Source organism: Cytobacillus kochii, assembly GCF_044790165.1.
GTDB classification, from domain to species: domain Bacteria; phylum Bacillota; class Bacilli; order Bacillales; family Cytobacillaceae; genus Cytobacillus; species Cytobacillus kochii.
In genome coordinates this window covers 1,190,829-1,212,656 of record NZ_CP085254.1, presented here as the reverse complement: position 1 = coordinate 1,212,656, position 21,828 = coordinate 1,190,829, and the positions used below count along the sequence as shown (strand labels likewise).

The window sequence follows — 21,828 nt, the reverse complement described above, 5'->3', positions numbered from 1 at the left end:
TTCCCCTCTCCAAATCTTAATAAGAAAATTGATAATCGTACTCTCCTGTTTTCGTAATAGTAATATCTATATTTATATTCGCAATAGAATTTTCTGTTAGGGTAAACCTTCCTTTGTAATCATGCTTCCAACGGTCATAATCTTTTCTATACACAAGTTCTTCAAGATTATATATATCCGCCTTTATATTTAAAGCATTCTCATAGGTCTCTCTAATTTCCTTCTCCATTTTTTCGATAATTTTTTCCTTCAGAATGGGTAACGAAATTTCTTTTTGAACCTCAATGATCCCTCCATTTGCATTAATATCGATATCAAATGTATCTTTGTCTAACTTATTTATTTTCAAATGCGGGTCTAATTGGGTAATAATGATATTTACTTCATCATTATTTTCCAATTTGATTCTTAACGGAGACCTTTTTGTTGTCTTTGTTACCCAACGTAAGCCTCTAAATTGACTTATGGGTAAACTACCTAAATATTTCTTCTCCTTTAAAAGGAAAACTCCAGAGCTTTTAGCTGAATCATTTGTTGCTCCCTTAGTTTTCCAAACATCCTCTTTTACTGATATCATCGGTAGTTTTGTGGTGGTAGCTTTCTCAGTAAAATCTGAATAGAACCGATGCATTCTGATAGGTGAAATGATAGAGTGTACATGATAAGCTTCCTCTGGATTAAAAAGTGTTGTTTGAACCGCGGAGCTAAAGAGACTTGTTACTAGTAGGATATCCTCAATCGAATCTTTCGTGCCATACATCCAGTTAGTTTCCCGTATCTGTTGAAAACGAGCCAAACTATCACTTATTTGATCAATCCCATGTTGCAGTAATCGTTCATGAAAAATAATGATTCCTATATGTGCCCAGTATACTATTTGATTGGATTTATCGTAAATCATATTTATAGCAGCTTCCATTGATTTTCCTTGACCTTTAGCAACCCAGACCTTCGACGGCACTGTTTCTGCTTGCTCCGACTTTGCTACACCTGCAAAAGATACTACCTGTGCGTACAATATATAATCGTCTTTTTCCTTATCATAATCAATGCCAATGGCGGTTATATATTGCATTTCCACAATGTCCTTTTCATCCCAACAACCACTTAATAGAAGAGCAGATACGATAATAGGTATAAGGATTTTTTTCATTTTAGCCTACCCTTCGTGTCATCCTTAGGTCGCATAGTACTTGACCTTTTTTTTCGTAAAAGATAAGGTTTTTCTAAAATACTTGCAAATGTATCTTTAAATGACAAAGGAGAAAGTGGAGCTAAATAAGGCAAACCAAACATCTCTAGTCTAGATAAATATAATATCACTGAAAAAATACTGATAAAAAAGCCAAATAAACCGAGCACCGCTGAGAAAAGCAAGATAAAGAAACGTACAAGGCTTAAGGAGGCACCGAGTGACTGGTTAACAAGGGTATATGCAGCAACAGAAGTGACACCAGCAATAACAAGCATGGTGGGAGCTGTTAAACCACCCCTTATTGCTGCATCACCAATGATTAGCCCCCCTACGACCGTTAATGTTTGTCCGATAGCCCTAGGAAGAGTATTACCTGCTTCCTTAAATAACTCAAATAAAGCTAAGACTAAAAATGCCTCTAACGGTGGTGATAATGGTAATCCCATTCGCGAAACTGTGATAGTCGCCAAAAATGGGAAAGGCAATTGATCCATATGAAAGGAAATCATAGCAACATAAAATCCTGGCAAAATACTTGATATGACAAGACCAGTTAACCTAAAAAACATTTGCATATTCGTATAATAATATTCTGTGAAGCGATCTTCCGGTGTTTTTAATACTGAAAATAATGTAGTTGGACCAACCATTACAGTAGGACAACCATCCACAATAATGACAAATCTACCTAAATCTAGATTAGCAACTACGTTATCAGGGCGTCCGGTATAATTAAACAAGGGAAAAAGAGTATAGTACTTACCTGACAACACCTCTTCTAAATCGGTCGTACTAATGATCACATCTGTTTCTATTTTTGCTAGCTGACTTTTTAAATCAATAACATATTGCTCCTTTATTATATCTTTCACATATAATAAACTAATTTTTGTTTTCCCTCGTACCCCTATCTCAATTGCTTCATTTACTAAGGTTGAGGTTTTATACCGTTTTCTTATTAACGCAAGGTTAATATGCAAGTCTTCCACAAATCCATCTCTTGGTCCACGAAAAGATAATTCCGAATTGGACTCTTCTGGTGAACGATTAGGAATTTGAGGCAGTTCAAATTTGAACATTTTATCTAATTCTTCTACTAGGACAAAAACCATGCCAGAATAAATATCTTCTGCTATTGATTCTTTATCTTCTTCCTCAACATTCACTTGATACATAAGTAATTGCTCATTCTCTTCCCTTTTTTCTTCTAGGCGCTTGTCTTCTAAAAAACTTTCTTCTAACCTACCTAAAGCCTCACTTAATTTACCTTTATCGATCATTACTTCAGAAAAGAGAACAACCACTTTCCCTGGTTGTGGATAATATTGAAACGAATAATTAACAAATTGCACGTCGCCATTGATTGCGAATTGCTGCCTTAAGTATTGCTCATCCAATTTATCAGTTTTCGGCAGTCTTTTCTTATTGTTTAATCGCGTTTTCATTTTTTTCCACTCTTCCTTTAATGAATAGGATTAGATGAATACTGAGCGTCACAAGTAGAATCCCAATAACTGTAATAGAAAAAAAGTAATGATCAATCATGATTTTATAAGTCGGTCCATCAATTGGTAAAGATAGGCCGATTATTAAAAAAAGACACACACTAATTAATAAAATCACTTTCCTTTTTTGCGTCTTAAAATGAAATAAATCCCCAATGATAAAGATAGACAAGCTAATACGAATAAACGCACCAGAAAGCCATTGATAAATAGAAAGGAAATCTAACTTATTCAAAAATTTCCCTAAAGTAATTAAACGCCATTGTGCATAAGCAGGGTGCACTAATTCTGATGCTTGTGCTGGACCAAATTCAGTAATTGCACCAATTAAAGGGCCAAAATTAACAAAGACGAAGAAAATACATATCGGAATGAAAAATTTTAAAGAGATGTTATCACGAATATGATGCTGTAATAAAACTAACAAAAAAACCTCCAAAAGCCCTCCTGATAAAATAACAACACCTATTAGAATAGGAGCCCATCCCTCTTCAAAAATGGGAAAAAGTAACGAATAATCTTTAAACTTAAAATTGGCTATCATAATAAAAAAACCAAGAAAACAAACGATAGGAAATAGAATTCCACTAGCAATCGTAATAGCTTTTATACCTGAGAGTGCAGCTAATAAACAAAGAATGATTAAAATGATAAATAAAACATACTTAGGTGTTTGTATCATATAATTAGTATTCACCCACGAAAAAGTTGTATATAATGTAACAAATACATTGATGAATAAAAGAAATAAAATCAGTGCTCGAATGGCATTATACGCAATTGGAGGACTGTTGGATTTTAACCAGTTCATCAGGTTTTGTTGCCCTGTTTTCTTTATTATTATGTAAATGAGAGGAATCCAAATAATATAAAGACTTCCAGCTATCATTAAACTAATCCAAGCGCTACGTCCTGCCACGCTTAAGACAGAGGGCAATACAATTACATGGGTCATCAAACCAATGGCAAGGCCCAAAACAGGAAATGAATTTAAAGCGGTAATACTTCGAACCATCATCTCTTACCTCCCTTTTTCTTAATATGAGGGAAGAAGTTGGTTTTTATTCCAAAACATATTTGACTTTACAACCGTAACAATTTAAAAAGGGGTTTTGTGATAAAGACATCACAAAACCCCTTTTTATAGAATTACCGAAGAAATCTCAAACCCGTACTCAATACTGTTGGTATAATAGAAGCGTGATTTTCTCCTTCTATTTCCTTATATATAACTGACAGTTGTTCCATTTCCTTGATTTTCTCATAATACTTTCTAACAGCTATCAATAAATGTTCCTTCTCGTCCCCACCTGCTGCCAGAAAAAGGCGGATATCGCGATTCTCCTGCCTTTGTTCAAATTCTTCCATAAAAGCTGGCACTTCTTGCATGAGAGCTTCACCATTCCACCAAATCGAAGGGCTACAAGCGAAATACGCGTGATAAGAAGTTGGATTATTCATCATCGTCATTAATGTGAATAACCCACCTAAAGAATGACCAAATAAGGATTGATTCTCTTGATTAACCGGAAACTCTTTATTAATAGCTGGTTTTAACTCATTTTCTATAAAGTCATTAAACTGTTCGGCTCCGCCAGTATCTCCCCAAGCACTACCATCTGGTCGTAGTGGTAAATGATCACTTTCTGCAGGTGGGGTAAAATCAAAGACCCTCCTTGAATGAAAATCTTTAGCTCCATATCCTATACCTACAATAATCACTTCAGATACGCCTGTTTTAGCAGACCGTTTCGCCTGCAGCCGAATAACTTCCTTTATCAACTGAAAATAGGCATCTCCATCAAGTACATAAAGAACACCATAGCCTTCAGATGGGGGTGGATTCTCTGGCATATGAATTGATATGACATAGTCTTGCTTTGTTTTAGAATGTACTGTCCATTGTTGTATTTCTCCATGTAACACTTTCCCATCCCCTATCATTATCTTTTTTGCTTGACTAATAAATATAAGAAATATGGTACACCAATCATTGATATGACAATTCCTACCGGCAATTCGACTGGCGTGAACACATTTTTGGCAACAAAATCAGCAATGACCACAAGAAGCATACCAATCAAGCCCGAAATCGGTAAAATAAATTGATGCTTCATCCCTACCAATTGTCGTGCAATATGTGGTGCCATTAAACCAATGAAACTAATATTTCCTGAAACAGATACACAAGCACTAATTAACCCAATGCTTAAAATAATGAGTTTAATCTTTTCACGTTCAACAGGTACTCCTACACCCTTCGAACTAATGTCAGATAGTCGGAAAAGATCTAATAAATAACTTTTCCGGATGATTAATGGAATAAGAATAACTAGCCAAGGTATCATTGAAATAATATAAATCCAATTCGCATTATAAATACTCCCAGATACCCAAACAGCAGCCATTTCATAATCAGAAGAATTCATTTTTAAAGAGATATACATAGAAAGCGCACCAAAACCAGAACTAATGGCAATACCAGTTAGAATTAACCGACCTGTATCAAATGTCCCCTTTTGCCAAGAGAAGAAAAAGATAATAACCGCTGCAAGTAGTCCACCAATCAATCCAAAAATCGGCATAATCATGATCGATAGCCAACCAGTTAAATCCAGCTGCCCTTGGAAAAACAACATAAATATAACAATTGCAGCCCCTGCTCCAGCATTGATTCCTAGAATTCCGGAATCAGCCAATCCATTCCTTGTTACACCTTGAATGACCGTACCTGCTATACCTAAACCAAATCCAACAAGTGCTCCAATGACAATTCGAGGCAAGCGAAAATCAAAAATAACTAAATCAAGCTGATCAGACGGATCAATACGGAATAAAGTATTGATGACATCAGTAAAATTTACATTTATAACTCCATAAACTAAGCTGACATAAGCACTCACTAAAATAAGAATAGATAAAACAATCGCAATAAGAACGGTTTTACGCATGCTTTTCTCCCCCTCTCTTATAAATCAGGTAGAGGAAGAATGGCACTCCTATGAGTGCTGTCACAACACCAATTGGTGTCTCGAACGGATGATTGACAAACCGACTAATGATATCACATACTGCTAGAAATATCGCCCCAATTATTGCGGAAGATGGAATGAGCCATCTATAATCCACACCAACTAAAAATCTTGCAATATGAGGAATAATTAACCCTACAAAACCAACCTTACCAACGAGGGCTACTGCTGTCCCAGTCAGACAAATGACTGCCAATAAAGCAAGTGCTTTCACCCATTTCGTCTTTTGCCCCAAAGTAACAGCAATTTCTTCTCCTAGAGAAAGAATGGTAATATGTCCAGACGTGATGAGAGCGATAATCAAACCAATGACACCAAATGGAATGGCCAAAAGAAATGTATCTACATCTACTTGATGAAGTTTGGCATTATACCAAAAACTAACATCTTGTGAAATTTGAAAATAAGATGCTAATGCAGCAGAAGTACTTGATAAAAAGGTACCTATGACGGTTCCAATAATCGCTAATCGAACGGGTGTTAAACCTTTTGGTATTAAAGAACCAAACCCATAGACAATTCCTGCACCTAATGCGGAGCCAACCATTGAAAACAGTATCATTTCAATAGAAGTCATATTCGGCAATACAATCATGCAAATAGTAATAACAAATGCAGAACCATCTGTTACACCCATAATGGAAGGAGAAGCTAAATAATTCCTTGTCATTCCTTGCATAATCGCACCTGACACAGCTAAAAATGCACCAACTAACATGGCCGTTAATACCCTTGGCAACCTTGAGGTAATAATAATCGCATGATCCGTATTACCTTCATCGTATGCAGTAAAAGCTTCCCAAATCGTTGAAAAAGATATCCCTTTAGTTCCGTAAATAACAGATAAAATAGTTGTTATTATCATAAGTATAGGTGATATCAATATAATCATTTTTGCTAATCTTGTTTTATTCTTCACAATCCCCACAACTCTTTTTATTTATTTTTCTATTAAAATGTATAGAAATAGTCAAGATACTACCGTCTTTGTTTCTATGTAAAAAATCCACTTCAACTCTTAACGAAAATGATAATCGTTATCATTTACTATAATAAAACATCTCCCGATTGACAAGAGAAAAAGAGAAAAAAATGAATCTTCTCATATCTTAAAGTAACAAACACATACCGTTAGCCTATACAAGCCTTCAGCATGTGCGCTTATTACTAGACAATTATATTTTCTCAACCAAAAGAAAAACGGCAACTTCATCGCTGAAGTGCCGCTTAAAAATCAAATCAATATCCACTTAAGTATTTCGCTACATTTATCTATTTTCCTGTTATATGTCGAATAAATTTTGACAAATGAAGCAAAGTTTCTACATGATGATTACAATCTTTCATATCTTTACACACCGTATTACCTCTTTTGGTAAAGGTACCAACGACTTCACCCTTTGTCTCGACTATGAACATGCCTATATCTGTAAAACGGTGACAAATATGACAAAGCCCTTTTTGTTCAGAAGGTTGGAAAGTTCCTCTTAAACCAATATAGCTTTGTTCGTATGGGGCAACAATCATTCGGTACTGACTACCCTTTTCATCCCAAGATAGATAGGTCATTGTTTGATAATCTTCTGCATCAATTAATGGGAACTTCAGCTTCTTCACCTTTGGAAATAACTTCCTTAATTTCGTTTCTGACAGAGCTGGGAAGGGGATAACATAGGGCTTTAATTCATGAAAGAATTTATCTGCAGTTAATCGATCGTCAACCAATTGCATTTGTCCCAGTAAGGAAGCCTCCTCCTCCGCCATATCAGGTAATGATTGCTGAACCGCTTCCCATGCCAATGTTTTTACTGTTTTTAAGATCGTTGGATCATTGACAGAGGACTTGGCATTTATTATTTTATTCACCTGTTTTTTCACAAGATTATACTGTTCATTGGTCATAAAGGCTATCATTATTTTCACTCCTGCCTTAGTTTCTTCCTTCTTAATTTACCCTATATGTAAACATAAAAAAATGCCGAATTTAAATAAAAATTAAAGTCGGCATAAATCATTTATTTTGTGTAAATAATTTTCCTTATTGTCTCGTGAGCTAAAAAGTATTCATCGCTTAGCTCATCCATTGTTTTTCCCATACTATAGGAAGCTCTAATCTCTTCATTTCTTTGACTGATTTTGAGTCTTGCACCTGATTTCATTCCCCAACCATCCTTATTGTGAGGGGGTTTAGGGATATAAATCGATTCACCTTGAATATATTTTTGTATCTCTTTTAATAATTCAGGTGGCAACACATTCTTTGCTTTTTGATATCTCATCTTACGCTCGCTCCTTATTGTTTGTAGATAATAAGGACGCAAAGCCTAATGAAGAGACATGGCGATTGCATTTATTCTACCTCACACAAAGTATCGCCTTCTCTATAGGCTTCGCGTGAGCTGTTTCATTATTTAGCAAAAAGGTGATTTGCATGTTGTGACCACCTCCTAAAAATAGAATAAAATGGATGCGAAACAAAAAATCGCATCCATCATTTATATTTATTCACTCATGTCTACATTATGGTAAACACGTTGTACATCATCTAAATCTTCTAGGGCATCAATTAATTTGTCAAATTGCGCAAGTTGTTCTTCCTCTAAGTTCACTTCTGTTTGTGGTAACATTGTTTGTTCTGCAACTGTAAACTCTTCAATGCCAGCACCTTTTAGCGCCTCTTGCACAGCATGGAATTGGTCAGGTTCTGCATAAACAATCACTGATTCTTCTTCTTCAAGAAGGTCACGCACATCAATATCCGCTTCCATCAATATTTCTAACACTTCATCCGCTGTTTTTCCTTCTAAACCAAAAACAGCTGTTGCATCAAACATATAAGAAACAGAGCCACTTACACCCATATTTCCACCATTCTTACCAAATGCAGCGCGCACATTTGATGCTGTGCGATTGACATTATTGGTAAGGGCATCAACAATAATCATACTACCTCCAGGACCAAATCCTTCGTAACGAAGCTCATCATACTTTTCTTCCCCGCCACCCTTCGCTTTATCAATCGCGCGGTCGATAATATTTCTCGGTACATTATATGTTTTTGCACGTTCCAATACTTGTTTTAATGCCTGATTCGATTCAGGATCAGGTTCCCCTTGTCTTGCCACTACATAGATTTCAAGGGCAAATTTCGTATAAATACGGCTATTATTGGCGTCCTTTGCCGCTTTCTTATCTTTTATATTATTCCATTTACGGCCCATATGTCCCACTCTCTTTCAACTTTTATCTACTCATCATTTTTTTAGATGCACTAAATATTCATTGATTATTATAACGCAAACCGCTAAGAGAAAAAAGCTCGTTGATTAATTAATGTTTTTCCATAGGTTAAGTAAGACAAATTGTGCCCCGAGAAAAACTGCCCAACCAATGACACCGAAAAGAATAGAAACAGTGAAAGAAAGAGCAGCCTTTAGCGAAAAAAAGACAATAGCCAAAAGCACTATCGTACTTGGTAAACCTAAAAGAACCCCAAGTGTGAATTCACTCATCACTCCTGTATCATTTTTTTCTACCCAGAGCCAAATAAGGCTTAATAAACTGACAAGTGGCAATGCAGCAATGACACCACCATATGTAGGAAAACGTTTAGCCATTTCTGTAACAACGCCAATAATGATTGCTGAAAGAAGTATTTTAACTATTAGTTGCATTTTTCGCTCGCTCACTTAATAAGTGTAAGGCAGAATCAATGATTTGTTTCTCCGAAGGCGTCATACTAGCGAGAATTTGCGCTAATTTTCCTTCGTCAAGATTCGCATTTCTCTTTAGTACTTGCCTCCCTTGTTCAGTTAGCCTTAATATAACCATTCTCTCATCTACTGTTGATCTTTCTTTATGTATCCATGACTTATGAATCAATCTCTTCACATGTTCAGACGCAGTATTGTGTGAGACGTCAATATTCTTCGCTACTTCTTTTATTCCAATATGTTCACACTTATCTAAAAGCTGCAAAATCCTTACACCTTGATGGGATATCTTATCCTCGTTTTGATTTTGATAACGTAAGTAAAAATAGATGTCTGTCCAGTATTTATTTAGTTCAGTTGGATTCATATAATCAACCTCATTCTTTTTCATCTTATAATAAGATTATATCGTATAATACGATAAATATACAAATGTTTTTAAGTTATGGTAAAATATTCACAATAATCTGTATTACAATCAATTCTCTAAGAAAGTTTCCACATTCACAAACCTTCCTACTTTGAAAGGGGATCAAATTAATATGAAAAAATGGCTCGTAATTATTATAATAAGTGGCTTTGTGATTATTAGCGGAGGCTGGTTTACTGCAAGTTATCTCAGTAATGATTCTCTTTCAGTAGCTAATCTTCAGGGTGATACTTCAAATAAAGCATCAAGAAAAGCTAGTATAGATGGGGATATGAATGCCTATACGGAAAACACTGGATTAAGTACAAATTCGACTCAAAGTGAAGTAATTGATGTGATGCATAAAATGACACATCAAAAAGTCAAGGCAAGTGAAAAGTGGGGTTCTGTTCGAATGTCAGAACAAGCAATTGAAGAAGTGAAAAAAACGATTGAAAACAATCAATTTGAACATGAAGAAGAGCTTTTAACTATTTTAGATAAATGGAGCAAAGGGGATTTCTCTAATGTAGATAATGACCACAATTATTTCTGGTCATTGCAAAATGGCACAATTGGTAAGGCAACTGGAATCTTATCCCCAGAAGAAGAAGAAGCTTTTATTGAGAAGTATTTTGAATAAATCGTAACTACTTACTTTTCCTCTTTTTTCTATACAGAGTAAATATAATCATCATAAAGCAGAGAAAAGCATAATAGGGATAGCCTGAAACTTTAAATGCATACAACGCTTGATCCACCACAGTAGGTGTTCCATCTAGTACAGTTGGAAAAATAAGATGATCCTTATACAACTCATCACCAATAAGATAACTACCTACAATGCTTGTAGCAACTAAATAAAAATACATGAACAAAACCAATATAAACACACTAAAAGAATAAATATACTTCATCCCTTCCCTCCCATCCATCATTTTCAAGATTACATACGCTTAATATACTTTATTCTAAATCATTAATATATGGGTAACAATGTAAAATTACACAAAAATAGTTGCCCATTTTCCTGGCAACTATTTTGTCATTTCCATACAGAGATTATTTTTCCGATCCAACATACGTCGATTGTGGTCTAAAAATGACATTATCTTCAGCTTGTTCAAGAATATGTGCTGTCCAGCCTACCATTCTAGCAGCAGTGAAGGTGGGAGTAAAAAGAGTAGAATCCATTGAGAGCGCTCTCATAATTGCTGTTGCGTAAAATTCAACATTGGTATATAGTTTTCTATCAGGTTTTAACTCAGCAAGTATTGTAACCACTTCTTTTTCAACTTCAATTGCAAAATGAAGCCAAGAATCCTCTACTTGCATCGCTAGTAACTTTTCTTTTAAAGCCTCGGCTCTTGGATCAACCGTTTTATATACACGATGGCCAAACCCCATTAATTTTTCACCACTTAGTATCTTATGTTTAATCGTTTTCTTTCTATCGTTACTAACCTTCAATTCTTCTAATAATGCGATAACACCTGTAGGCGCACCACCATGTAATGGTCCTTTCATTGTACCAATTGCTGTTACAATACTAGAAACGATATCTGACTCAGTAGAAGCGGTCACACGAGCGGCAAATGTTGATGCGTTCATACCGTGTTCCATCGTTAAAATCATATACGTCTCTAATGCCTGAACATGAGCTATTAACGGTTTTTTTCCAGTAAGCATATATAAATAGTTTTCAACATGTGACAATTGTAGCTCTGGATGGACCACATCTTTGTTTGCTAATAGTCTCGTACGGTGAGCAATAATCGTAGGAATTACCGCTGTTAGCTTGATGGCTTGTTCCACTGTAGGGGGACCGCTGTAAGTTTGGTCACCTTCTAATGAAATAAGCGTTCGAATGACATCCATTAAACTCATATCTCTTGGTAATGCCTGCAGCACTTCCCATTGCAAAGGACTTAATGCTCTATTATCTTTGATCTTTTGAATGCACTCCTTCACTTCCCTATCCGTTGGCAATTCCCCATACCACAGTAGAGAGGCTGCTTCTTCAAATGTTAATGTTTTCGTTAATTCTCCAACGTCATAACCTCGATAAGTTAATCTTCCTTTTTCTCCATCTACAGAAGCCACTTTTGTTTCAACCGCAACAATACCCTTTAAGCCTTTCCTGAACATTTTCATTCTCCTCTCTTCTTTTTTTTAGTATACGCTCGTTGTATAATTAAGAAAATTAAATATTTTTTATCAATTCATTTAATAATATTAATTGATAGGATGGTGAAGAAATTGGAGTTCCAATGGTTAAAAACCTTTATTACAGCAGCAAACTATTTAAACTATAGACAAACAGCAGAAGCTCTTTATATTTCGCAACCGTCAGTTACTGTTCATATCCGTCATTTAGAAAAAGCATTAGCAACCACTCTTTTCAAGAAAGAGGGACGTTCCATGCGTTTAACAAAGGCCGGGAAACAATTTCTTCCGTATGCTAAACAAATTCTAGCAAGTTTTGAAGACGGTAAAAAAGCACTTAGTCATTATACGCAAGGATATACTTCCTCGCTAAGCATAGGAATTTCTCCTATTATCGCAGATACGATTCTACCTTTCGCATTAAAAAATTATATGCGCAAGCATCCATTTGTTGAAGTAGCTGTACATGTACTAGAATCCGAGGAAATGGAAAAAGCGCTCTTCGAAGAGGATATTGATATCGGCTTGAGCTGTAATCTGCCTAATTCAAGAGAGGTGCAATATCAAATACTATACTCTGAAGATGTTAAATTAATCATCGCGCATGATGGAAAAGATGCTGAGAGCGCACCACCATTGGAAGAGGAAGATATTTTATTTCATCATCTTTTAATAACCGACAATCATCCCATATACTGGTCTAAACTAAAAAATGATCTTCACTATCAGTATGCCTTTATCAAAACAATGAAAGTATCGCAAATACACATTTCTAAACGGTTCATTATTGAGGGATTGGGTGTTTCCTATTTACCGCTGTCCACTGTAAGAAGAGAATTAATGGAAGGATGGTTATTAGAAGTCCCCCAATCAAATATTACATTACCCCAAGCCCATACGTACGCTTGGATGAAAAAAGAAAATAACCAACAAATGGATTTCATGAAATATTTACAAAACTACCGTTTGTGACAATTCAACGAAACATGAACAACATTAGATATAATTACCTATATATTTTACATTTACTAACTATCATTTTCGACTCTTATAGTCGATAAACATCTTAGATTCATATATTCTAAGGAGGTTTTTCCATGAGTTTTCAATTATCAGTATTAAATAAGCAGTTTATAAATGGAGAATGGCGCCAAGGAAAAAGTCAAACTCTCTTACAAAATATTAATCCATTTAATGAAGACATCCTTGCAGAAGTAAATGGTGCTACATTAGAAGATATTGATGAAGCATATCAAGCAAGTGCTAAGGCAAAGCTAGAATGGGATCGTGTCAACCCCTATAAAAAACGAGACATATTAGAAAAAGCGGTAGCCATTATCGACTCACATGAAGAAGAGATTGTTCAGTTAATTATTGCTGAACTTGGAGGTACTCGATTAAAAGCGGCTTTTGAAATTGGCCTTGTAAAAAATATGATTAAAGAGGCAGCCACTTACCCACTTCGTATGGAAGGTAAAATTCTGCCGTCTACAGAAGACCATAAAGAAAACAGATTGTATCGTGTTCCAGCTGGTGTGGTTGGTGTCATTAGTCCATTTAACTTCCCTTTCTTCCTTTCTATGAAATCAGTTGCTCCTGCACTTGGCGCGGGATGTGGAGTAGTCCTCAAACCTCATGAAGATTCAATGGTAACTGGTGGTACATTAATAGGAAAGATATTTGAAGAAGCTGGTGTCCCTAAAGGATTACTAAATGTTGTATTATGTGAAATTAAGGAAATTGGCGATGGCTTTGTAGAACATCCGATTCCAAGAATCATTTCTTTTACCGGTTCTACTACAGTAGGTAGTTACATCGGTCAAGTAGCAGTGAAGAACTTTAAAAAACCTTTACTAGAGTTAGGCGGTAATAGTGCTTTTATCGTCATGGAAGATGCAGATATTGATTATGCCGTTAATGCAGCAACATTTAGCCGTTTCACACACCAAGGACAAATTTGTATGTCTGCGAATCGTATTCTCGTTCAAAAATCAATTTACCCAACGTTTATGAACAAATTTAAAGAAAAGGTAGCAGCACTTAAAGTCGGGGATCCTAGCGACCCTGAAACCGTTATCGGTCCTGTTATTAACAAACGACAAGCATCAACATTAGAGGATTTAATTCATACGGGCATTCAAGAAGGTGCAGAACCTATCCTATTAGGAGAAATTAGCGGGAATTTAGTTGCACCAACGATTTTAACAAATGTGACACCTGAAATGACAGTCGCACAAAAAGAACTCTTCGGTCCTGTTGTTTGTATTATGACTTTTGATACAGAAGAAGATGCCATTAATATTGCCAACAATACACAACTCGGATTAAGCGGGGCGCTTCATACTGCCAATGTAGAACGCGGTGTTGAAATGGCAAAAAGAATTCACACGGGTATGATTCATGTAAATGATGTTACGATTAACGATGAGCCTATTGTTGCTTTTGGTGGTGAAAAACAATCCGGACTTGGTCGATTAAATGGAGATTGGAGTTTAGATGAGTTTACAACAATGAAATGGATTTCTGTTAATTATAGTCAAAGACAATTGCCATATTAATAATTAGGGAGATAAAAAGATGATTGAAACAGAACAGCAATCAATAAACGTAATGGACGCTTTTCTAAAGGTAGCACCTTACTTAAATACATTAATTCATGATGATATCACTATTGGTATATATGATACAGAGAAATTAATTATTAATTATCCAGGAAAGACATTTTCATTAAATGTCTCTCCAGGGGACCCTCTAATTGACGGTGACATTATTACAGAATCCATACGTACAAATAGCACTAAAACATCGATGGTACCAAAAGAATTATTCGGTTTTCCCCTTATTGCAAAAGCCATCCCCCTTCATAATGAGAAGGGTGAAGTAATCGGTGGAGTAGGTATTGGAATTAGTTTAGAAAAGTCCAATCAGCTCTTCGATGTAGCAGAAAGTCTTTCAGCAGTATCAGAACAAACAGCTGCAGCCATTGAAGAGATAAGTAAATCAGTGACTATTCTTGCAGATAAAGTGACTGATATGTCTTCACAAATGGGGACTGTTAGCCATAGTGCAGATGAAATCGGAAAAATATCCACTGCTGTAAAAAGTATTTCTGATCAAAGTAACCTTTTAGGTTTAAATGCAGCAATTGAAGCAGCACGAGCTGGGGACGCTGGAAGAGGATTCTCTGTAGTAGCGGAAGAGATTCGTAAGCTTGCAAGTAATAGTAAAGACCATGTTTCGCAAATAGATCAAATTACGAAAAGTATAGCGGGGTTACTCACTGAGCTTAATCAATCTTTCTCACAAATTCATCAATTAACAGATACCCAAGCAGCCTCCATTCAGGAGTTTTCAGCGACGATTCAAGAAATTAGTCGCAACGCTCAACATTTAGTGGAGATGGCTGATACGACAGTAGATAGCGATTGATATTCTTTCTGTCATGTCATAGCTTGCCTTCTATAAAGAAGCACGAACAAATACTTATACCATTAGCATTTGTTCGTGCATTTTCTTATGGGGTTAATCGATGCCGATCTCGCGGGAATGCTGACGCAAAGCGGACATTAGGTCGATTCATTATTTTAGCTGTCAGTCGCTCTAACCCTATTGCAAGACCGCCATGTGGTGGCATACCGTACTTAAAAACATTCGTATAACTTTCAAAATCTGCCACTTTTAAGTGATTTTCTTCTATTGAAGAGATTAATTCTTGATAATCATGAATCCTCAAGCCGCCAGTTGTAATCTCTATTCCTTTAAACAATAAATCAAAAGAATCTGTGTATAAGGAGTGATTTTCTAATGGCTTGGCATACATAGGTCTAACTGCCTTTGGATAATGTGTGATAAAAACTAATTCACTGTTTTCCTTTTCAGAAAAATACTGACAAATTAAGCGTTCTCCTTCAGGATCCAAATCTTCCATCTCACTAGTGGATTTATGATATTCTTGAGCTAAAATTTGCTTTGCTTCATGAAGTGATATACTGGGTATTCTTTCAATTAAAGGAATTGTTACACCAACTTCTTGCAGCTCTTTTTGATAACGATCCCGAATGGTGTTAAAAATAAAACGTAATAGATTCTCCTCTAATTCCATCAACTCTTTGCTCGAAAATACAAAACCCATCTCTAAATCAAGGGAAATGTATTCATTTAAATGTCTAGATGTCGCATGTTCTTCCGCTCGATAAACAGGAGCTACTTCAAATACTCGTTCATATCCTGCTGCTACCATCATTTGCTTATAAAATTGTGGTGATTGCCCTAAATAAGCAGGTTGATTAAAATAGTCTATTGAGAAAAGGTTCGCCCCTCCTTCCGCACCCGCTGCTACAATTTTCGGCGTGAAAATTTGGATAAAATCCTCATTTCGTAAAAAAGATGAAAAGGCGTCAACAATTGCTGACTTTATATTAAACATCAGATGCTCTTTATGGTTCCGTAGTGATAAAACACGATTATTCAATAATGTGTCCATGTGGACATCTAATTCTTTTTGATTTAATTCAATTGGTAAGGGTGCATTAGCAGTGTTTAATAACTGAAGCTTATCAACAATTACCTCTACACCCGTATCGGTTTTCATTGTCTTTACAACAAGACCCTGTACAGAAATAACTGACTCTAATGAAAGTTTCATTTCAGCCAATTCATTCTCTAATACACATTGAATGATGCCACTACGATCCCGTAACTGTAAGAAAGTAATTCTTCCTAAATGTCTAACACGGTGAACCCACCCACATAGTGTAATCTTTCTGTTCACATGTTTCATTACATCGGAGCAATTCACACGGCTTATTCCATCATTGATCTTGACCATCATCATTCACACTCCTTATTATTTTGTTTGTATCGTCGTTATCGTCATCATCACTATCCATGTGAATCACCCCTTTCTTATCACACAAAAAAACCGAGCTTCATCCCAGAAGGGACGAGGCTCGGTTCTCGCGGTACCACCCTAATTATTACATCATTCAATGTAATCTCTTATATGCCCGTTAACGGTGGCCACCGTCCACGCCTACTTAGTAAAAACTTTTCAGATGGAACTCATTGGTGTCTTTCATCTAACTCCTTATCGCCACTCTTTCAGCTAAAATAAGCAGCTCTCTTATAGATAAGGGTGTCAGACTACTCCTCCAACTCAACGCTCTCGAATATTATAATTTAAGATACATCGCTTCACCCTAAATGTCAAACTATTTCGTTTATAAAATCTACCTCATTAAAACGGGCGTAAACCACTTTTGTCTCCTGTTCTGCTATGGTCATTTTCACCCCGCGCCAACCAGACTGTAAATATTGCTGTTGTTTGGTGATATCATCCATCTTTATTTCAATCACTTCTCCTTGTTGGACAACTTTAGCAGCTTGCAAATCTTTCATAAAAACATAGCGAAGGCTACCCCCATATTTCTCCTTAAGATCAATGATTTGCATATCTTGGGCAAACTTATCCTTAAGTGAAGGGTAATTAAAAGGAGCGACTGTACAACAAACATATCTATACTGATGTGATTCTTTTTTCAATTGTTCCATTAAAATTTGAGCAAGCTTTTGCTGTAATTTATTCCCTCTATACATAGGATCTACATTAGATATTTCTTGATAGATAACCGTGGATAAATCCGTTACACCAGCATCTAGACCAAGGTGCTCAGGATCATTTTCAGGTGGAACTAGCAATGCGCGAAAGGCAATTAATTGCTCTTTGACCCAAGCACCAACCATTTTTCCATTTCCCCTTAAAATATTGAGGAACTCCTCTTTCGCTAAAGGCTGTAATACTTTTTTATCCGGAAGGGCATGGATAACCTTTTGTTGCAATTGTAAAATTTGTTCAATATGCTGTTCTTCTAGATTTGTAACTTCATAAGATGGGCCTTGCTTTATCATTTCTCTCATGATTACATTCAATCTCTTCAACTCTCCTTTAATACATCTTCAAATACAGTCAATTCTTTTAGAATCTCTTCATCAATATTTACGCCTAATCCAGGTTGATCTTTTAAAGAAATATGAGGAATATCATAATGTAAGTCACCGATATCCTTAGAGAACTTCAGTGGTCCGGTTAATTCTACACTTGTAATATTCTTTTTAGAAAATGACACATGAAAACCTGCACTTGAAGCAATCGATGATTCTACCATTGATCCGACCTGGCACTCAATCCCGGCTAGTTCTGCCTGATATGCAAGCTTAACTGCTGGCAATATACCACCACACTTCATCAACTTAATGTTTATACGATCACAGGCATTTTTCTGAATAATCTCTTTCAACTCTCTTGCTCCCTTTAATCCTTCATCAATCATAAGGGAAACTGTTGAATGAGACCTAATAAATGCCATCCCATCAATATCATCTGCTCTTACCGGTTGCTCTAGCCAATCTATATCTACCGTTTCTAATGCCTTAATTCCTTTTAAAGTAGCAGCCGCTGTTTGCCAACCTTGGTTAACATCCACTCGTATAACGGCTTTGTCTTTAACGCTATCAGCAACTGCCTTAATTCTTGCTACGTCCCCATTCACATCTCTACCTACTTTGATTTTAAATGATGTATAACCTTTAGAGACTTGTTCCATTGCTTCTGTCGCCATCTTTTCTGGCTCACCAATACTTAACACATGCGTGATGGGAAATTGCTCATGGTAACGTCCACCGATGAGCTGATACACGGGCACTTGTAGTTTTTTACCGATTAAGTCGTAACAAGCAATATCGATCGCAGCTTTAGCAGCAGGTGCTTGATAAATGAGCTTGTCCATGATTTCATGTACCTTTTCAATTTCCATTGGATTGATACCTAATATGGCAGGTCCAAGCGTATGTTTAATTACTTGATAAGTGCCTTCCCATGTTTCTCCTGTCACATGCTCATCAGGTACTGCTTCTCCGTAGCCTATGAGCCCTTCATCCGTTTCCACTTTTACGATTATGGATGGCATATCTTTATATGTATGATAACTGATGACAAACGGTTGTTTTAATGGTAGACGAATCGCATAGATAGCGATGGATGTAATCTTCATATTTCTCTCTCCTTATCAATAAAAGAAGAAAGCCGAAGAAAAAACTCGGCTCCCTCTTTCATTATGTTTATGCATTTAATGATGCTTCTTCTTCTTTTTCCAATGCCCTTTTCTCTTCATCAGTGATTTTAACAATGGTAAAACCTATAAAAGCATAAATGATAGAAATAATCGGAACGATGAAATTCAGGATAGCATAGGGTGCATACTCTAATGCACCTATTCCGAGTGTGGCAAGAATAAACACTCCACATGTATTCCAGGGTATAAATACAGAGGTTAAAGTTCCCCCGTCTTCTAGTGCTCTTGATAGGTTCTTTGAATGCAGATTTTTATCGCGATATGCTTTGGAAAACATCCTTGCAGGAACAACAATTGAAATATATTGCTCTGATGCCGTCGCATTTGTTGCAAAGGCAGACACAATAGTGGTTGCAACAAGACTACCTGCTGACTTAGCTAGCTTTAAGATTTGATTGACTATCGCTTGTAGCATACCTGTATTTTCTAATATTCCACCAAACGTCATGGCCACAATCGTCATGGAGACGGTGTACATCATCGAATCGAGACCTCCTCTATTAAAGAGACCATCAACCATCTCATTTCCACTTTCAATTTTGTAACCGGATTGTAAAGCTGATACTGCCTCAGATAGCGAACCACCTTGTACAAAGATTTGACAAAGAACACCTAGGAGGATACCTACAATTAATGCGGGTACTGCCGGAACTTTTCTTGCTACCATAATAATAACTACAAGGGGAACAAGTAATAACCATGGTGAAATAACAAAAGAATCTTGTAAGGCAAGAATCGTTTGATTAATTTCTGCTGGATTGGCTCCTCCTTTACCAAAGTCTTTTCCTAAGAACCAATAAACTCCTAATGCAATGATAATACCAGGAACGGTCGTAAATAACATATGTTTGATATGATCAAATAAATCAGTGCCTGTTAAGCCGGATGCTAAATTTGTTGTGTCTGATAACGGAGACATCTTATCACCAAAGTAAGAGCCTGAAATAATCGCACCAGCTATCATCGGAGCTGGGATGCCCATACTCATGCCTATGCCCATTCCCGCTACACCAATCGTTCCCATTGTCGACCAAGAGCTGCCAATAGATAAAGAAACGATTGCACATATAATCGTAATAGAGACGAGGAACAAAGATGGGGTGATGATCTTTAATCCATAGTAAATCATTGTCGCGACAATACCGCCACCAAGCCAAGAGCCGATGACTAAACCAACTAACATAATAATTATAACTGCAGGTAATGCCAGTTTAATCCCCTTATACATCGATTCCTCAATATGTTTCCAATTATATCCTGCTTTCCAAGCAACTAATGCAGCCGTAATTGTTCCAATAATTAATGGAATATGAGGTCCTTGTTCTAAATAAATAACTGCAATCATCATTGTTACTATCATGACAACTAATGGAATTAGCGCCATACCGAATGTCATTTTCTGATCCTTTTTCATAGAAATCCTCCCATTTATATTTTTCACTTTAATTACGCTTTCAATAAGGCTGCTACTATTCGAGCACCCTGGTCCAATACTGTATGGTTAAAATTCATTTGCGGGTGGTGTAATCCCGGCTTTAAGTCAGCACCTAAACCAATCATTGTTGCATGGACATTTGGATGTTTGATTGTATAAAAATGAAAGTCATCACTTCCCGGGGTAATGAGTGGGGGAGCCACCCCTTCTGAACCTAATACCTCTGTTATTGCCCGTATTGCCATCTCCTCTGCTTGTTCAGAGACGACTGCACCAGGGGTATAATCTTTCCAATTAAAAGAAATATCGACATCAAACAATGCCGCAATATCGCCTAACCCTTTACTCACTTTTGTTTGTATCTCTTTTAATTGTTCATTTTTTTGCGCTCTTATATCGATACCAAAGGTGGCATGACCTGGAATGATATTTAAGCTTTCTCCACCTGTTTGAATGTTAGTTAATTTGACAGAATACGCATCAAACGGAGACAAATAGATATTCTTTAAAAATTGATAAATCGTAGCAATTACATCAATTGCGCTTCTTCCTTGATGAGGCCTGGCGCCATGGGCATCTTCACCACTAATTTTCCCTTCTAATGTGACACATGCTCCGTGATGGATGGATGGTGATACTTGTCCTAAAGATAATTCTTCATGTGGTCTGAGATGGATGCCAAACAAATGTGTGACATCTTCCATCGCGCCATGCTTAATCATTTCTAGAGATCCATTTCCTTTTTCTTCAGCTGGTTGAAAAATAAAACGTATGCGCTTACTTAAAGCTTGCTTATCCAAATAAAGAATACTACCTAAAACAATAGCCATATGTGCATCATGCCCACATGAGTGATTAGCACGATACATACCATCTACTTGCTGCCAGAGGGCATCTATATCCGCCCTTACAGCAATTACATCATCTCCACTTCCCACCTCTGCTATTACACCAGTTAAATCCCCAAAAGTTTGATAATCAACCTTTAAATCACTCAGTATAGATACAATTTTTTTGGTTGTCTCATACTCTTTAAAACTAGGTTCTGGATGGTTATGAAATTCATTAAACCATTCTTGAATTTGATCTTTATAGATCATAAAATCATCCCTTTTAGATTTTAGAAAATTTTACAAAAATTCACCTTTGACTGACTCTATAGATACACAAAAAGCCTTGTACATATGTACAAGGACTTCTCACGAATGAACAGTATGGCCAGTTCTTCTTTGGTGAGAAATCT

Annotated in this window: 22 protein-coding genes and 1 other annotated feature; of the genes, 4 read left to right on the top strand and 18 right to left on the bottom strand. The window is 36.4% G+C overall.

The window, feature by feature from the left end:
• Window positions 1-16: 16 nt before the first annotated feature.
• The 11 genes from LG276_RS06550 to LG276_RS06500 form a co-directional block, all read right to left on the bottom strand.
• Window positions 17-1,153 (bottom strand): Ger(x)C family spore germination protein, encoded by a 1,137-nt coding sequence (locus tag LG276_RS06550; RefSeq protein WP_251162921.1) that lies wholly within the window; start codon window positions 1,151-1,153, stop codon window positions 17-19.
• Window positions 1,150-2,640 (bottom strand): spore germination protein, encoded by a 1,491-nt coding sequence (locus LG276_RS06545; protein ID WP_251162920.1) that lies wholly within the window; start codon window positions 2,638-2,640, stop codon window positions 1,150-1,152. Before LG276_RS06545 ends, LG276_RS06550 begins: the two co-directional genes overlap by 4 nt.
• Window positions 2,618-3,718: an endospore germination permease gene (locus LG276_RS06540; RefSeq protein ID WP_224935228.1), complete on the bottom strand. Its 1,101-nt coding sequence runs from the start codon at window positions 3,716-3,718 to the stop codon at window positions 2,618-2,620. The genes LG276_RS06545 and LG276_RS06540 overlap by 23 nt, the downstream gene beginning before the upstream one ends.
• Before the next feature lie 131 nt (window positions 3,719-3,849).
• The gene (locus LG276_RS06535; RefSeq protein WP_224935223.1) at window positions 3,850-4,626 is read right to left on the bottom strand and encodes an alpha/beta hydrolase; all 777 of its coding nucleotides are present in this window, start codon (window positions 4,624-4,626) and stop codon (window positions 3,850-3,852) included.
• Between the two features lie 17 nt (window positions 4,627-4,643).
• A complete protein-coding gene (locus LG276_RS06530; protein WP_224935220.1) occupies window positions 4,644-5,651 on the bottom strand; it encodes an iron ABC transporter permease in 1,008 nt (335 codons plus the stop codon).
• A complete protein-coding gene (locus LG276_RS06525; protein ID WP_224935726.1) occupies window positions 5,644-6,624 on the bottom strand; it encodes an iron ABC transporter permease in 981 nt (326 codons plus the stop codon). The genes LG276_RS06530 and LG276_RS06525 overlap by 8 nt, the downstream gene beginning before the upstream one ends.
• A 380-nt stretch (window positions 6,625-7,004) precedes the next feature.
• The gene (locus tag LG276_RS06520) at window positions 7,005-7,646 is read right to left on the bottom strand and encodes a FusB/FusC family EF-G-binding protein (RefSeq protein WP_224935217.1); all 642 of its coding nucleotides are present in this window, start codon (window positions 7,644-7,646) and stop codon (window positions 7,005-7,007) included.
• 101 nt (window positions 7,647-7,747) lie between these two features.
• On the bottom strand, window positions 7,748-8,011 hold the full coding sequence (locus LG276_RS06515) for a CD3324 family protein (protein ID WP_224935213.1): 264 nt from the start codon (window positions 8,009-8,011) through the stop codon (window positions 7,748-7,750).
• Between the two features lie 222 nt (window positions 8,012-8,233).
• Window positions 8,234-8,953, bottom strand: a complete 720-nt coding sequence (locus LG276_RS06510; RefSeq protein ID WP_095370167.1) for a YebC/PmpR family DNA-binding transcriptional regulator — start codon at window positions 8,951-8,953, stop codon at window positions 8,234-8,236.
• A gap of 105 nt (window positions 8,954-9,058) precedes the next feature.
• Complete coding sequence (locus tag LG276_RS06505) at window positions 9,059-9,406, bottom strand: DUF3147 family protein (protein WP_224935210.1); 348 nt, start codon at window positions 9,404-9,406, stop codon at window positions 9,059-9,061.
• Window positions 9,390-9,812: a MarR family winged helix-turn-helix transcriptional regulator gene (locus LG276_RS06500; protein ID WP_224935207.1), complete on the bottom strand. Its 423-nt coding sequence runs from the start codon at window positions 9,810-9,812 to the stop codon at window positions 9,390-9,392. The genes LG276_RS06505 and LG276_RS06500 overlap by 17 nt, the downstream gene beginning before the upstream one ends.
• A gap of 175 nt (window positions 9,813-9,987) precedes the next feature.
• Here LG276_RS06500 and LG276_RS06495 point away from each other — a divergent pair, with 175 nt between their 5' ends.
• Window positions 9,988-10,497, top strand: coding sequence for a DUF6241 domain-containing protein (locus tag LG276_RS06495; RefSeq protein ID WP_224935203.1), 510 nt, complete (start codon window positions 9,988-9,990; stop codon window positions 10,495-10,497).
• Window positions 10,498-10,504: 7 nt separating this feature from the next.
• On the opposite strand, the gene LG276_RS06490 is transcribed toward LG276_RS06495, so the two are convergent.
• Entirely contained in the window at window positions 10,505-10,771 is a 267-nt protein-coding gene (locus LG276_RS06490; RefSeq protein ID WP_224935200.1) for a hypothetical protein, read from the bottom strand.
• 145 nt (window positions 10,772-10,916) lie between these two features.
• Window positions 10,917-12,008, bottom strand: a complete 1,092-nt coding sequence (locus LG276_RS06485) for a citrate synthase/methylcitrate synthase (RefSeq protein WP_281202765.1) — start codon at window positions 12,006-12,008, stop codon at window positions 10,917-10,919.
• A 105-nt stretch (window positions 12,009-12,113) separates the two neighbouring features.
• On the opposite strand from LG276_RS06485, the gene LG276_RS06480 reads away from it, so the two are divergent.
• The 3 genes from LG276_RS06480 to LG276_RS06470 all read left to right on the top strand — a co-directional run bounded on the left by LG276_RS06480 (window position 12,114) and on the right by LG276_RS06470 (window position 15,449).
• Window positions 12,114-12,992, top strand: coding sequence for a LysR family transcriptional regulator (locus LG276_RS06480; protein ID WP_224935194.1), 879 nt, complete (start codon window positions 12,114-12,116; stop codon window positions 12,990-12,992).
• A 125-nt stretch (window positions 12,993-13,117) separates the two neighbouring features.
• Complete coding sequence (locus tag LG276_RS06475) at window positions 13,118-14,578, top strand: aldehyde dehydrogenase family protein (protein WP_224935191.1); 1,461 nt, start codon at window positions 13,118-13,120, stop codon at window positions 14,576-14,578.
• A 19-nt stretch (window positions 14,579-14,597) separates the two neighbouring features.
• Window positions 14,598-15,449 carry a methyl-accepting chemotaxis protein gene (locus LG276_RS06470; protein WP_095370175.1) on the top strand — a complete coding sequence of 284 codons (852 nt, stop codon included), beginning with the start codon at window positions 14,598-14,600 and terminating at the stop codon, window positions 15,447-15,449.
• Window positions 15,450-15,534: 85 nt separating this feature from the next.
• Here LG276_RS06470 and aspS read toward each other — a convergent pair whose 3' ends face one another.
• The 5 genes from aspS to LG276_RS06445 all read right to left on the bottom strand — a co-directional run bounded on the left by aspS (window position 15,535) and on the right by LG276_RS06445 (window position 21,685).
• A complete protein-coding gene (gene aspS, locus LG276_RS06465; protein WP_373370946.1) occupies window positions 15,535-16,851 on the bottom strand; it encodes an aspartate--tRNA(Asn) ligase in 1,317 nt (438 codons plus the stop codon).
• Between the two features lie 104 nt (window positions 16,852-16,955).
• Window positions 16,956-17,188, bottom strand: a binding site (T-box leader).
• A 37-nt stretch (window positions 17,189-17,225) separates the two neighbouring features.
• Window positions 17,226-17,948, bottom strand: coding sequence for a GNAT family N-acetyltransferase (locus LG276_RS06460; RefSeq protein WP_373370945.1), 723 nt, complete (start codon window positions 17,946-17,948; stop codon window positions 17,226-17,228).
• A gap of 5 nt (window positions 17,949-17,953) precedes the next feature.
• Complete coding sequence (locus LG276_RS06455) at window positions 17,954-19,069, bottom strand: mandelate racemase/muconate lactonizing enzyme family protein (protein WP_224935189.1); 1,116 nt, start codon at window positions 19,067-19,069, stop codon at window positions 17,954-17,956.
• A 67-nt stretch (window positions 19,070-19,136) separates the two neighbouring features.
• A complete protein-coding gene (gene nhaC / locus LG276_RS06450) occupies window positions 19,137-20,564 on the bottom strand; it encodes a Na+/H+ antiporter NhaC (RefSeq protein WP_224935187.1) in 1,428 nt (475 codons plus the stop codon).
• 32 nt (window positions 20,565-20,596) lie between these two features.
• Window positions 20,597-21,685 (bottom strand): amidohydrolase, encoded by a 1,089-nt coding sequence (locus LG276_RS06445; RefSeq protein WP_224935185.1) that lies wholly within the window; start codon window positions 21,683-21,685, stop codon window positions 20,597-20,599.
• Between the last annotated feature and the right edge of the window lie 143 nt (window positions 21,686-21,828).